At 58.2% G+C, this 13,755-nt stretch carries 11 protein-coding genes and 1 pseudogene; 9 read left to right on the plus strand and 3 right to left on the minus strand.

What is annotated here, in order from left to right:
- Positions 1-333: 333 nt before the first annotated feature.
- The 4 genes and pseudogenes from ACR3EP_RS19920 to ACR3EP_RS19935 all read left to right on the plus strand — a co-directional run bounded on the left by ACR3EP_RS19920 (position 334) and on the right by ACR3EP_RS19935 (position 5,678).
- Positions 334-2,293 (plus strand): annotated as a pseudogene (locus tag ACR3EP_RS19920) (YjbH domain-containing protein).
- The gene (locus tag ACR3EP_RS19925; RefSeq protein ID WP_480639167.1) at positions 2,290-2,943 is read left to right on the plus strand and encodes a YjbF family lipoprotein; all 654 of its coding nucleotides are present in this window, start codon (positions 2,290-2,292) and stop codon (positions 2,941-2,943) included. Before ACR3EP_RS19920 ends, ACR3EP_RS19925 begins: the two are co-directional and overlap by 4 nt.
- Positions 2,933-4,348, plus strand: coding sequence for a polysaccharide biosynthesis/export family protein (locus tag ACR3EP_RS19930; RefSeq protein ID WP_170551231.1), 1,416 nt, complete (start codon positions 2,933-2,935; stop codon positions 4,346-4,348). Before ACR3EP_RS19925 ends, ACR3EP_RS19930 begins: the two co-directional genes overlap by 11 nt.
- 163 nt (positions 4,349-4,511) lie before the next feature.
- Positions 4,512-5,678, plus strand: coding sequence for a nucleotide sugar dehydrogenase (locus tag ACR3EP_RS19935; RefSeq protein ID WP_170379929.1), 1,167 nt, complete (start codon positions 4,512-4,514; stop codon positions 5,676-5,678).
- On the opposite strand, the gene ACR3EP_RS19940 is transcribed toward ACR3EP_RS19935, so the two are convergent.
- Together ACR3EP_RS19940 and ACR3EP_RS19945 are read right to left on the minus strand one after the other, a co-directional pair.
- A complete protein-coding gene (locus ACR3EP_RS19940; RefSeq protein ID WP_480639168.1) occupies positions 5,650-6,030 on the minus strand; it encodes a spike base protein, RCAP_Rcc01079 family in 381 nt (126 codons plus the stop codon). The two genes, ACR3EP_RS19935 and ACR3EP_RS19940, sit on opposite strands and share 29 nt — an antisense overlap.
- A 110-nt stretch (positions 6,031-6,140) precedes the next feature.
- Positions 6,141-7,877: a thiamine pyrophosphate-binding protein gene (locus ACR3EP_RS19945; RefSeq protein ID WP_480639169.1), complete on the minus strand. Its 1,737-nt coding sequence runs from the start codon at positions 7,875-7,877 to the stop codon at positions 6,141-6,143.
- A gap of 138 nt (positions 7,878-8,015) precedes the next feature.
- Between ACR3EP_RS19945 and ACR3EP_RS19950 the strand changes: the two genes are divergently transcribed.
- A complete protein-coding gene (locus ACR3EP_RS19950; RefSeq protein ID WP_170351141.1) occupies positions 8,016-8,717 on the plus strand; it encodes a GntR family transcriptional regulator in 702 nt (233 codons plus the stop codon).
- A gap of 4 nt (positions 8,718-8,721) precedes the next feature.
- Here the strand turns inward: ACR3EP_RS19950 and ACR3EP_RS19955 are convergent, their stop codons facing one another.
- Complete coding sequence (locus ACR3EP_RS19955; RefSeq protein ID WP_480639170.1) at positions 8,722-9,621, minus strand: LysR family transcriptional regulator; 900 nt, start codon at positions 9,619-9,621, stop codon at positions 8,722-8,724.
- A gap of 148 nt (positions 9,622-9,769) precedes the next feature.
- Here ACR3EP_RS19955 and ACR3EP_RS19960 point away from each other — a divergent pair, with 148 nt between their 5' ends.
- From ACR3EP_RS19960 to speB, 4 genes are all read left to right on the plus strand, one after another.
- Positions 9,770-10,786, plus strand: coding sequence for a TRAP transporter substrate-binding protein (locus ACR3EP_RS19960; protein WP_226689500.1), 1,017 nt, complete (start codon positions 9,770-9,772; stop codon positions 10,784-10,786).
- 75 nt (positions 10,787-10,861) lie between these two features.
- Positions 10,862-11,467 carry a TRAP transporter small permease gene (locus ACR3EP_RS19965; protein WP_170351144.1) on the plus strand — a complete coding sequence of 202 codons (606 nt, stop codon included), beginning with the start codon at positions 10,862-10,864 and terminating at the stop codon, positions 11,465-11,467.
- A complete protein-coding gene (locus tag ACR3EP_RS19970; RefSeq protein ID WP_480639171.1) occupies positions 11,464-12,744 on the plus strand; it encodes a TRAP transporter large permease in 1,281 nt (426 codons plus the stop codon). Before ACR3EP_RS19965 ends, ACR3EP_RS19970 begins: the two co-directional genes overlap by 4 nt.
- Before the next feature lie 21 nt (positions 12,745-12,765).
- Positions 12,766-13,731 carry an agmatinase gene (speB, locus tag ACR3EP_RS19975; protein ID WP_480639172.1) on the plus strand — a complete coding sequence of 322 codons (966 nt, stop codon included), beginning with the start codon at positions 12,766-12,768 and terminating at the stop codon, positions 13,729-13,731.
- Positions 13,732-13,755 lie beyond the last annotated feature (24 nt).

A 13,755-nucleotide genomic window follows, 5' to 3' on the forward strand; every position in this document is an offset into this window, starting at 1 on the left:
CTTCTACCCTTTTTCGAAGGGGAGATGACTTAAGTGCTACTCAACTTTAGAATGTTTTAAAAAATTAAAAAATGGGTATCAAACTGTCTTTTGCAGAATTGCCACATGGTGTTTTGTGGATATTTTTTGGCGGTTTGTTTCGGGACGTTTGTTTTGAAAGTTGTTAGTGAGGCGCCGATCGAAAAGCGATAGATTGACGTGAAGATTCGAGCGGTGTCTTTGAGGTTGAGAAGCCTGTTGGCGTTGGTATGTGCGGGTGCGGCGGGCATGGGTCAGGCGCAGTCTGTTTCGACCTATGGCACACCCGGCCTGCTTGAGATTCCGACCGCCGAGATGTTCGATGACGGGGCGCTGGTGTTCACCGCTGCGGGGTTGCGCAATAGCGGGCGGGGGACGATGACGTTCCAGATGCTGCCCTGGGTGCATGGCAGCTTCCGCTATGCGGTGATCGACAGGCTGGATGGGCCCGACACCACCCGGTATGACCGCAGCTTTGACATCCATTTCCGGTTGCGCGAGGAAAGCCAGCCCGGCCATCGTGATGGGGCTGCGCGATTTTGGCGGTACCGGCGTCTATGCCGCCGAGTATTTTGTGGCCACCAAGACCTTTCAGGACCGGCTCAAGCTGACCGGTGGCATCGGCTGGGGCCGCATGGCGGGGCGGGGCGCGTTTTCGAACCCGCTGGGTGTGTTTGGCAGCCGGTTCGACACCCGGCCGCCGCCAAATTCGAACGGTCAGGGCGGTGAGCTGGAATTCGGCAACTGGTTCCGTGGCGATGCGGCGCTGTTTGGGGGCGCCAGCTGGCAATATAATGACCGGCTGACCTTTCTGGCCGAGTATTCCCCCGATCTGTACAGCCAGGAAGCGGTCAACGACAGTTTCCGGGTCAGATCCCCGATCAATGTCGGGGTCCAGTACCGGTTCGACAATGGCACGCAGCTGACCACATCTTATCTTTATGGCTCCACGCTGGGGCTGACGCTGAGCTATTTCGTCGACCCGCGCAAATCGGTGGCGCCGGGCGGACAAGGTGCCGCGCCACCGCCGTTGCAGCCCAGATCCCAGACCGCTGCCACAACAGCGGACCGCGCGACCGGCGACATCCGGTCCCGGATGCAGGCCGCGCTGGCGCAGGAAGGGTTGCGGCTGGTCTATCTGTCGGAGACCGGCGATACGGTTCAGGTCGGGGTCGAGAACACCACCTATGGTCAGGCCGCCCAGGCGTTGGGGCGTGCCGCCCGCGTGCTGGGCAATGAAGAACCCGCCCAGACCGAGCATTTCGACATCGCTTTGATGTCGAACGGCGTGCCGCTGAGCGCGGTGCGGGTCAATCGCGACGACCTGTATGAGCTGGAACACGACCCCGACAGTGCCTGGCGCAGCTTTGCCCGGGCCGAGGTGTCGGACACGCTGCCGCTGGTACAGGGCGGCATTCTTACGGATGCTTACCCGCATTTCTCCTACCGGTTCGGGCCGTATCTGAACTTTTCCTTCTTCGACCCCGACGACCCGCTGCGATACGAGGTGGGCGCCGCGCTGGGGCTGGATTACACGCTTTCGCCGGGCTTCACCCTGTCAACCGGGCTGCGGTTGCCGATCCTCAGCACGCTGGATGACAGCACCCGGGTCTCGGATTCACCGCTGCCGCATGTGCGCTCAGACTGGGCGATCTATGCCCGTGAATCCAACCTGCGGATCGAACATATGACCGGCGAGTATCTGTGGCGGCCGGGCACGAACCTTTATGCCCGCACCACGCTGGGCTATCTCGAGACCATGTTCGGCGGGCTGTCGGCGGAACTGCTGTGGTATCCCAGCAACAGCCGCCTGGCGCTGGGGGCCGAGGCCAATTATGCGGTGCAACGCGATTTCGACGTGCTGTTCGGCTTTCAGGATTATTCCGTCGCCACCGGGCATGTCTCGGCCTATTACGATCTGCCGGGCGAATATCACGCGCAGGTCGATGTCGGGCGTTACCTGGCGGGCGATTATGGCGCCACCTTCACGCTGGATCGCGAGTTTAACAACGGCTTCAAGGTGGGGGCCTTCTTTACCCTGACCAATGTCAGTTCCGAGGAGTTTGGCGAAGGCTCGTTCGACAAGGGCATCCGGCTGGAGATCCCGGTCTAGTGGCTGACCGGGCGCCCGTCGCGCAACAAGATCGCCCAAACCATCCGCCCCGTTCTGCGCGATGGCGGCGCGCGACTGCATGTGCGCAACCGGCTCTATGGCGTCACCCGCGAGGCCCGCGCGCAGGACCTGTCGCGCGGCTGGGGGAGGTTCTGGCGATGACAGCCCTGCGCCGCCCTGCCCTGCTGGCCCTGCTGGCCCTGATGCTGATCTCCTGCGGCGACGCGCAGGAAGATGTCGATCTGCTGAAGGGGGCGCTGTTTCCCAATGCGCCCCGGTTCCATCCGCGCGCGCAGGCGCTGGCCGCGCGCCGCCCGATCCCGCCGCGGCTTGAAGTCGGCTTTCCCGCCCGCGATCTGGCCGGGGTCATGCTGCTTGAGACCGAGCGCGCCGGGGTACAGACCTGGCTGAGTGCGGATGGCGCCACCATCACGCTGGATCAGGGGTTGCTGACCTCGGCCAAGGGGTTCGGCGGCGGTCTGGCCGGATCGGATGTCAGCCAGAGCGCGGCGCTGGTCCTGAGCGGCGGTTCGGGCCTGGCCGAGCGGTTCCACAGCTTTCTCAACGGCAATGACGAGATCGAGCTGCACGCCTATCGCTGCCGGATCACCCCGTTGGGGTCTGACCCGGTGGTGTTGCAGGGCACGCCCGTTGCCGCGCAAAAGCGGCAAGAGGATTGCTATGGGGTGGCCGAGACCTTCAGCAACATTTACTGGGTGCAGGACAGCACCGGCCGCATCGTCCAGTCTTCGCAATGGACCGGCGATTTCCTGGGCAACATGGTCATAAAGGTGGTGCCCGATGAGAGTTGAGATTTTGAACAGCAAAGGACAGCGCGTGCGCCATTTCCCCCTTCTTCTCAGTGCGCTGGCCCTGAGCGGCCTGATCGCCGGATGTTCAACCATCTACCGCAGCCCCTCGGTGACCGCAGGCGTGTCGGATGCCGGCAAGGTCCGTGTCGTGCCGGTCACGCCCGAGACCGTGCTGGTGGCCAACCGCTCGCCTTATGCGCCCAAAACCCTGCCTTCGGTGTTTGGTCTGTCGGCAGGCTCCGGCTCCTCCACCAGCTTGCGCGGCACCGGCCCCCTGCCCGAGGCGCCCTCGACCCAGGACGGATCACGCGCCGGGCTGCAGCTGGACCCGCCACCGCAAGTGAACCCCGGCCCCTACACCATTGGCATCGGCGACGTGCTGGTGCTGTCCACGCCATCCACCCAAGGCACCGCCGGAGAGCTGTCGGGCCTGCTGGCCGCGCAGAACAGCCGCAACGGCTATACCGTGCAGGATGACGGCTCGATCAACATCCCCGATGTCGGCCGCGTGCGGCTGGTCGGCCTGACCGTGGATGAGGCCGAGGCGCTGCTGTTCCAGCGTCTGGTGGAAAACCAGATCGACCCCACCTTCAGCCTGGAAATTGCCGAGTTCAATTCCCGCCGCGTCTCGGTCGGCGGCGCCGTCGGCCAGCCCGGCATCCAGCCCATCACCCTGACCCAGCTGACCCTGGGCGAGGCGCTGTCGGCCGCCGGGTCGGTCTCGGTCAGCGATATCGACAATTCCTCGGTGCGCATCTACCGCGACGGGCAGATGTATCAGATCCCGCTGGAAGATCTGTATGCGCGCACCGCCTTGCAGAACCTCAACCTGATCGCCGATGACTCGGTCTTTGTCGATACCGACTATGATCTGGACCGGGCCGAGCGCTTCTTTGCCCAGCAGATCGCCCTGCGCGAGACCGTGCTGGAAGGCCGCCAGACCGCCCTGCAAGAGCTGAACGTGGCCGTCAATCTGCGCCGTGCCGATCTGGATGAGCGCCGCAACAACTTTGTTCAGTCCATCGAACTGGATGCGGTCGATCGCGATTATGTCTACCTGTCCGGCGAGGTCCGCACCCAGGGCCGCTATGCCCTGCCGTTCAACCACGCGGCCACCCTGGCCGATGCGCTGTTCGACACCGGCGGCGGCATCGCCAAGGAAACCGGCGACGCATCGGAGGTTTATGTGCTGCGCGCCGCAACCGACGCCCGCGAGTTCGGCGCCGTCACCGCCTGGCACCTTGATATCCGCAACGCCGCACAGCTGACCCTGGCCGCGCAATTCCAGCTGCGCTCAAACGACATCATTTTCATCGCGGAAAACCCTGTCACAAAATGGGGCCGCACCATCAGCCAGATCACCCCATCCCTTGTCACGACGCCAATCAATGCCGCGGTAAATTAAGACACCCACCCGGGCACCGCCATCGCGCTCAATCAACACAAGCGCGCGCTGGCCGCCCGGGCCGGATCATTGCCTTCACGTCTTTCAAAAGCTTATCACACACCAAAAACACGATTATGATCGCACCGGGCGTGCCGACCCTGGGTACACAAGGAACCAAGATATGAAGATCGCGATTGCCGGGATTGGCTATGTTGGCTTGTCCAACGCCGTGCTGCTGGCGCAAAACCACGACGTTGTTGCCCTGGATGTGTCCGCCGCGCGCGTGGACATGCTCAACCAGCGCGAAAGCCCGATCCAGGATGCCGATATCACCGACTTCCTGACCAACCGAACGCTGAACCTGACCGCCACCACCGATCCCGAAGCCGCGTTTGGCGGGGCAGATTTTGTCGTTGTGGCCACCCCGACCAATTATGATCCGCGCAGCAACTATTTCGACACCAGCTCGGTCGATACGGTGATCGACCAGGTCACCAGAGTGAACCCCGATGCTGTCATCGTGATCAAATCCACCATCCCCGTGGGCTTTGTCACCGATGCCCGCGCGCGGTTTGGCACCGACAATGTGATCTTCTCGCCAGAGTTTCTGCGCGAGGGGCAGGCGCTGCACGACAACCTGCATCCCAGCCGGATCATCGTCGGCGAACGCTCGGACCGGGCCAAGGCCTTTGCCGAGCTGCTGCTGGAAGGAGCAGTCTCAAAAGATGCGCCGGTGTTGTTCACCGACCCCGACGAGGCCGAGGCGATCAAGCTGTTCGCCAATACCTACCTTGCCATGCGCGTGGCCTTTTTCAACGAGCTCGACAGCTATTCCCTGGCCGGCGGCATGGACCCGCGCCAGATCATCGAAGGCGTCAGCCTCGACCCGCGCATCGGCGCGCATTACAACAACCCCTCGTTCGGATATGGCGGCTATTGCCTGCCCAAAGATACCAAACAGCTGTTGGCCAATTACAACCATGTGCCGCAGAACCTGATCCGCGCCATCGTCGATGCCAACCGCACCCGCAAGGATTTCCTCAGCGATCAGATTCTGATGAAAGGGCCCAAAACCGTCGGCATCTACCGGCTGGTGATGAAAGAAGGCAGCGACAATTTCCGCCAAAGCTCGGTTCAGGGCATCATGAAGCGGATCAAGGCCAAGGGCATCCAGGTCATCGTCTATGAACCGGTTTTGAGCGAGGATCATTTCTTCCACTCACCGGTGATCCGCGATCTTGACGCCTTCAAGCAGCAGGCCGACCTGATCCTCGCCAACCGCATCTCGGACGAGATCCGCGATGTCAGCGACAAGGTCTTCACACGCGATCTGTTTGGCGCGGACTGATCCCGACAGAGGGGTTTTGAGAATACAAAAACCCCGCCGCCGGAAGTCCGGTGGCAGGGCTGTGCGCCGTGAACGGCGGATACCTTACGTCAGCACAAGCGCATGAATGCCCGACGCCGTCGTGCCGGTCGCATGCACACGCGTAACCCCACCGGCAGGATCGAAAATCCGTCACCTGAACGGTGCGCGTCTCCCCTCGCACCGTGGTCATCACCACGGCCCCGCCCCCCTCAACATAAAGACCAATCGCCACATCCGACAAATCCGCCACATCCGACGGCGCAACAGGCAAAACATCACGCGCAGGCCCCGAAAGGCTGGAAACGCGATTGATAAAAGGGTTCATGCTCATCAGCCCAACCTCACTCAGTCATCTCAATCAGAAACACCTTAAACAAAACACAACTAACAAAACCAAAACACACCGAACGGAACGGCCAAAAGAGATGCAATAGCCCAGCCTCAATAGAAATACGGAAGGTTCTTTTTACGGGCAGCACGAACCCAGTTAGGAACAAACGGAATGATTTTGTCTTGCGATGGCACCATGATCTCGATGAAATTTGCCCCTGGGTTGGCTATGGCATCCGACAGGATCGGCTCGATATCAGCCTCTGAGGTGATGCGAGCCGTTTTGAATCCGAAGCCTTCTGCCACTTTGACATAGTCGACTGCACCGAAATCGGTGCTCCAAGGTTCGTCGACATCTTCAAGAAGGATCGCTTCACCTCGAATCCAGCCAAATGTATCGTTGCGTGTCAGGATCACAGTCACGTTCCTGCCTGATCGTTTGAGCGTTTCCATATCTCCGATCACAAACCCAAAGGACCCATCTCCGGTGAATGAAATCACTGGTCCGTCATTGGCATAGGCGGCCCCTATACAGGCCGGCACCGAGTATCCCAAAGCCCCCATCGAATAATTGGTAATGTACCGCCGCCCGGGTTTGCGGAAGGTCAGCAGCGCCGAAGGGTAAATCGCGCTGACGCCCGGCTCTGAGGTGACCACGGCATCATCGGGCATGATCTTGTCCAGCACCTGCGATAGCCGAACAGGTGACAAGGTGCCTTCGGGCATGGGGATGTTGGAGTTGAAGACCTTGTCGAGCGCGGTTTTCTTGAACGGGTTCAGATCGACCTTGGGCCGATCCAGGTCAGGGTATTCGGACCGGATGAGTTCAACCATATATTCAAGGCTGGCGCGCGCATCGCCTACCAAGCCGACCTGCACCGGAAAATTGTTCCCGATATGGGCTTCGGCTATGTCCAAATGCAGGAACGTCTTTGTGTTTGGATCGCCATACAGTTTCCAATGATCGGTGGCGGCGCTGTCGGTGTTTGAGCCGATGAAAAAGATCGTGTCGGCGTCGTGGACGTATTGATTGGAATATTCCATACCACCCCGGCCACCAATCACACGCAGGGCCAGCGGATGGTCTTCGGGAATGGTGCCCTTGCCCGGTGTGGTGGTGCCGACCGGGATTTGCAGCAGCTCAGCCAGCTCTAGAATCACGTGTGACGCTTTGGAGATCAGCCCCCCCTGACCGCAGACAATGGCCGGATTTTTCGCTTTGATCAGAATATCAATGGCCGCGCGGATTTTGCTGTGATCCGCGACCGGGCGATGCGCCGGGTAATGGCTGTACTCGGGCTCGGCGTAAAGGTCATTGATCTCAGCCTCTTCGCCGTAAATGTTGATCGGCACCCGGATATGAACGGGCGCAGGACGCCCCGACGTTGCCACACGGAAGGCGCGGCGAAGCAGGAAAGGGATGTCCTTGACGTTGGTCAGAACAAAGCTTTCCTTGCAGATACTGTCGTAAAGCCTGGTTTGATCAATACCCGTCAGCCCATGTTTCTTGTCCTGATTAATCGGGATGTCCGAGCTGAAGAATATCACTGGAACCGAGCTGAGGAACGCCTCGGTGATACCAGGTGTGCAGTGAGTGATGCCGGGGCTTGGGGCCTCAAGAACACAAGGTCGACCCGTGATCTTGGCATAAGCTTCGGCCGCATAAGAAGCAGTACGTTCGTCCCGTGTCAGAACAAACTCGATATCGCTGTGTTCGCGCCATTCCTTGTACCAGCCGATTGTCGTTTCACCGGGCAGGCCAAACACATGGCGTACACCATGAAGCTCCAGCATCTTCATGATGACCTGCGCGCCGTTCATCCGCATGGATTCTGCCGGTTTCAACACATGAACCTCCGTTTCGTGAGTCGCTTGTTCTAATTGTCGACAATTGATTATACAGTATTGCCGACCAGTCAATACTCAGTTCAAACCCCGGCAAAAACCTGTTAGTCCCAAGCTTGATCTTTGACTTGAGGAAACCGGATGACAAAAACCGAAGATCGTGTTGGTCGCGTCTATGATCTTGTGCGCAGGATGGCCGAGAACTTTGAGTTCAAACCAGAATCCCAGATCAATGAGGTTGCCCTGGCCAAAAGCTTTGGCACCAGCCGGACACCTGTACGCGAAGCGCTGAACCGGCTGGTGGCCGAAGGGTTCCTGACCTTTCAGGCCAGGCGGGGATTTTTCTGCCGTCCGCTTAGCCCCTCTCAGATTCTTTCCTTGTATGAGGCCCGGATCGCGGTTGAGACGGAAGCTGTGAGGCTGGCTATTCGCAAATCCTCGGATAGTCAGCTGGCCGCATTGGTGGAAACATTGCGTGGGGTTTTGAGGGAATATGACCAGTGCGAAGACCCCCGGCGGTTGTTGGAGTTGGATGAGCAATTCCATGTGGACATTGCCAAGGGGTCCAAAAATCAGGAACTTGTGCGTATTCTTGAGAACCTCAATGCGCGCATCCGGTTCGTTCGCCTGATCGACCTAAAGAATGCGTATTTGAATGGTGGGGCTGAAACGACGAATAGCCAAATTCCCAGCCACCTGATGATCATGCAAAATATTGCAGACCGCGATGAAGGCATCGCAGTCGATACCATTCGAAAACACATCGAACGCCGCCGAGAAGAGACGACTGAGGCCGTCGCCAAAGCGTTCGCCGAAATCTACTTTGTGGATGACGATGCCTAAGCGGCTATGACCCTTGACCACGCTTGCAGGATTTAACGATGTCTTGCACCAGAATTTCAACCGCCCTCCTATGGGCCAGTGATGGCCGTGTTGCGAGGTAAAAGGTTGAGTTCCAGTTCAGCTTGTCCGGCGCAAGCTCTCTGAGTCGATCGCGGTGGGCCCAGTTTTTGATAAAGTGTACCGGCAGCGGACCCAAAAAGTGACCGGTTTCAATCATCATCGCCATTGCTTCCATATTTGCCACGGTGGCTTTTGGCTGCGCAGTCTGAAGCACCGGTGACACCAGAATGTTGTAGGAGCGCTGACAAATTTGGTGCTGTGAGATTACATCCAGATCAATCTGATCGTCGGGTAAGTCAAACAAGGGATGATCCTGCCCACAGTACAAACGATGCTCTTCCCGGCACAGTTCGGTGTATGTCAGCTCTGGGACCTGATTGCGGAAGGGGGCGATTGCAACATGCAAATCACCGGTAATCAGCTTCTGTGTTAACTCAGTTGGTGATGCGACGACCACCTCTAGCTGCACTTCGTTGGGACGGTCGAGAAACCGCTTAAGGACCTGCGCCAGATTAAGCTCTGCCAGTGTATTGACCGCATCAATGGTGCCAATCCGCAGATCTCCAGTAGTGGTCCCACGCAATTCCAGCAATTCAGCGTCGAAATCACGGGCACTGCGCAAAATGTCTCCGGCTTTGCGATAGGCGATTTCGCCCCGTTCGGTCAGGCGAAACCCGCCGCGGCCGCGTTCGCAAATCCGATAACCAAGCGCGGTTTCCAGATCTCGGATTCGGATGCTGATCGCCGATTGCGTAATGCCCAATGCGTATTGCGCATCCGTAAATCCACCGCATTCGACCACGGTCACGAAGGTTTCAAGCAGAGTATTTCTGAGCAGTTTCAACGCTTATCCGCCTTTCGGGAGTCGTGGTGTTATTTACATAAAAATACCTCATGTGAACATAAACAAGATGATATTTTTTTGTGTAATTTTCTATGCTGTCCTGATCCCTGAAGACCAAACCCAATAAGGCAACAGGGAAGAAACCAACATGACCTTGACCTCTCGTCCCCTCAAGATAACTGCCGCAGCAGCATTGCTGGGCCTGACCCCTCTCGCCGCCTTGGCCGAGGATTGGAAGTTCGCAATCGAAGAGATTCCGGGCTCGATCATGGATGCCTACGCGCAGGAGTTCAAATCGCGCATCGAAGCCGCCACCGATGGTGAAGTGACCGTGACCGTCTATCCGATGGGCACGCTGGGCACACCGACCGAAACGGTTGAACAGGCCGCCGACGGTGTCATCCAGTTCACCAACGTATCGATTGGCAATCTTGGCACCGTGGTGCCAGAAAGCCAGGTTTTCCTTCTCCCCTACTTGCTACCATCCGATCCGGCCGCGATTTCGAACATCCTCAGCAACTCGGAAACCATCTACGGTCCGCTGAACGATGATTTCCGCCAGCGTGGTCTGGAAGTTATGACCATGTATTCCGAAGGGCCGCAGGTCTGGACCACCAACCGCGAAATCCGCACGCCCGAAGACTTTGACAACTTCAAGATGCGGGTGATGGTGTCGCCGATCCTGCTGGAGACCTATAAAAACATGGGTGCCAGCCCGACCCCGCTGCCGTTTGGCGAAGTGTTCGGCGCGCTGCAACTCGGCGCAGTTGACGGTCAGGTCAATCCGATCCCGACCATCGAAGAGATGAAGTTCTACGAGGTCACCAGCCACCTGATCTGGGCCGGTGAGCAAGAGCTTGTCACCACCGTCGTTGCCGGTTCGGACTGGTTTGAAACCCTCAACCCCGACCGCCAGCAACTTGTGCGCGACACCATGGCCGACATGACCGGGTTCATTGATGGCGTCGTCACTGATTTTAACCAGAAACGTCTGGATATCATCAAAGAAGCCAAACCTGACATTGGCCTGGTCGTTCTGACCGAGGACGAGCGTGACGCCTTCCGTGAGCGTAGCACGGGCACCTCTGCCGCCTATGTCAACACGGTAGGCGACCGTGGTCAGGAACTGCTGGACGCGCTGCAGGCGGAACTGTCGGGCAACTGATCCCTCCCCACCCACTCACTCACTCAAAACTACCTCACGCGCCTTGCGCGTGGGGGCTTTCAAAGGGGGGAAACCATGCAAAGCAATACTGCCACTCCCTTCGGCTTGTTGGGAAAGATCGACGCCGTCATCGGACGGATCGAAATCTGGATCCTGGGCTGGGGGATCACTCTGATGGCCGTGAACACCATCGCCAATGTCTTTGGGCGATATGTGTTCAACCAATCCATCTATTTTTCGGAAGAGCTGAACGAGTTTCTAATTGTGATCGTCACCTTCATGGGACTGGGCTACGCCACTCGCAAGGGCATCCACATCCGAATGTCAGCCATCTATGACGCCCTGCCAGTCAAACTGCGCAAAGGCCTGATGGTTGTGATCGCCACCACCACAGCCATCGTGATGGGTGTGCTGGCCTGGTACGCGTTTGAATATGTGCAGAAAGTCGCCTCGCGCGGGCGGATCACCCCGGCGCTGCAGCTGCCGCTGTACCTGACCTATGTCTGGGTGGTGATCGGATTGGCACTGGCCTCGTTCCAATACCTGCTGACTGCGATCCGGAACCTGAACTTCGCTGACGAGGACGTCTATGTCTCGTACCTCGAAATTGACAGCTATGAAGATCCGGAAACCGCGTCTGCCATCAAGAAATTCCAGGACACAGCGGAGGCAGACAAATGACCGAGTTGATGCTGGTTGTAATGATCATCCTGCTGCTGGCAGGCTTTCCAATGAAAATGCCCTTGATTTCGGCGGCTGTGCTGGGGTTTCTCGTCTACTTCCCTGAAATGAACATGCAAATCCTGATCCAGCAGATGATCGGGGGCGTGAAGCCGGCTGCGCTGATCGCGGTGCCGATGTTCATTTTGGCCGCTGATATCATCACGCGAGGACATTCCGCCAATCGGCTTATCGATCTTGTGATGAGTTTCATGGGCCATATCAAAGGCGGCCTGGCAATTTCCGTCACCTCGGCCTGCGCCTTGTTCGGAGCTGTGTGTGGGTCGACCCAGGCGACGGTGGTGGCCATTGGCGGTGCGATGCGGCCGCGGATGCTGAAATCTGGCTATAGCGACAGCTTTTCGATCGGGTTGATCGTAAATGCCGCTGATCTGGCCTATCTGATCCCGCCATCCATCGGCATGATCATCTATGGCGTGGTCTCGGGGACGTCGATTTCGCAGCTTTTCATCGCGGGCATCTTGCCCGGGTTGCTGATCGTAGTGTTATTCTCGGCCTATTGCATGGTGTACGCTTACCGTCACGATATCCCAGTTCTGCCTCGCGAGGGGTGGGGACAGCGCTTTACCGCGTTGCGCAAAGCCCTGTGGCCGATGGGATTTCCGGCGATCATCGTCGGAGGCATCTATGGCGGCGTGTTCTCACCCACCGAAGCAGCGGCAATCTGCGTGCTTTATGCTGTGATCCTCGAGGTTGTGATCTTTCGCTCGATCAAGGTTGGAGACCTGTTCGATATTGCCCTGTCCACAGGGGCCATCACGTCGGTCGTGTTTATCCTGATTGCCGCCGGAGCCGCCTTTAGCTGGACACTTAGCTTTGCCCAAGTGCCGCAGACTATCATCGCAGCGCTGGGGCTGGAACAAGCCAGCCCTCTTATGGTGTTGCTGGCGATCAACGTGGCCTTCTTCCTCGGCTGCATGTTCGTTGACTCGATCGTGGTGATCCTGATCCTAGTTCCGATCTTTGCGCCGATGATCAAGGCCAGTGGGTTGGACCCGGTACTGGTTGGCGTTCTGATCACACTGCAAGTTGCCATCGGAGCCGCCACACCACCCTTTGGCTGCAACCTGTTCACCGCCATCGCCGTATTCCGCCGCCCCTTTGTCGAGGTGGTCCGCGGCGTGCCGCCCTTTCTAATCATCCTTTTGGTTGTCACCGGGCTGCTGATGGCTTTCCCTCAAATCGCGCTGTTCCTGCCGGAATTGGCGTACCGATAACCCATAAGAAACGGAGAAATCATGTCGGGTCATGGCTATGAATCTGGTCGTCTGAACCTGCCTTTTGTCGGCATCGCGACCTTTGGCAAGAAACCTTATGTCGAGAATTGGGATAAGATCGACGCTGATGTCGCCGTCCTTGGTGCACCTTTCGATTTCGGGTGTCAGTTTCGATCCGGTGCCCGGTTTGGGCCGCGCGCTGTTCGCGAAGCGTCAACCCTGTTCAGCTTTGGCCACGCCGGTGCCTATGACCACGAGGATGACGCAACCTATCTAGCCAGCGATGTGCGCATCGTCGATCTAGGCGATGCCGACATCATCCATACCAAGACCGAGGAAAGCCACGCCAACATCGAATACGGTGTGAAGAAAATCCTCGATGCGGGCGCTCTGCCGGTGACTATCGGTGGAGATCACTCGATCAACATTCCGTGCATCCGCGCCTTTGAAGAAGATTGCGCAAAGAACGGACCAATCCATGTGATCCAGATCGATGCGCATCTGGACTTTGTCGACGAACGCAAAGGCGTCACCGATGGTCACGGCAACCCGATGCGTCGGGCAATCGAAAAAGAACATGTCTCGGGCATGACCCAACTGGGCATCCGCAACGTGTCCTCAACCGCGAAAGAAGGTTACGACGACGCGCGGGCGCGGGGTTCAGATATCCTATCCGTACGACAGGTGCGTAAACTGGGAACAGAGGGCGTTTTGGATCGTATCCCCGAAGGTGCGCGTTATTACGTCACCATAGATATCGACGCGTTCTGCCCGTCGATTGCGCCCGGAACAGGGACACCCAGCCATGGCGGGTTCCAGTACTATGATGTCCTGGAAATCGTTCAGGGACTCAGTAAACGCGGTAATGTGGTTGGCATTGATCTGGTTGAGGTCGCCCCCGCCTATGACCAGACCGAAAGTACACAGATTCTTGCGGCGCAATTGCTGCTGAACTTCCTCGGGTTCATTTTCCACAACCGGAAATAAGGTCCCTCCCTGTCAGTCCGGCGT

The organism is Ruegeria sp. BB10, assembly GCF_056535725.1.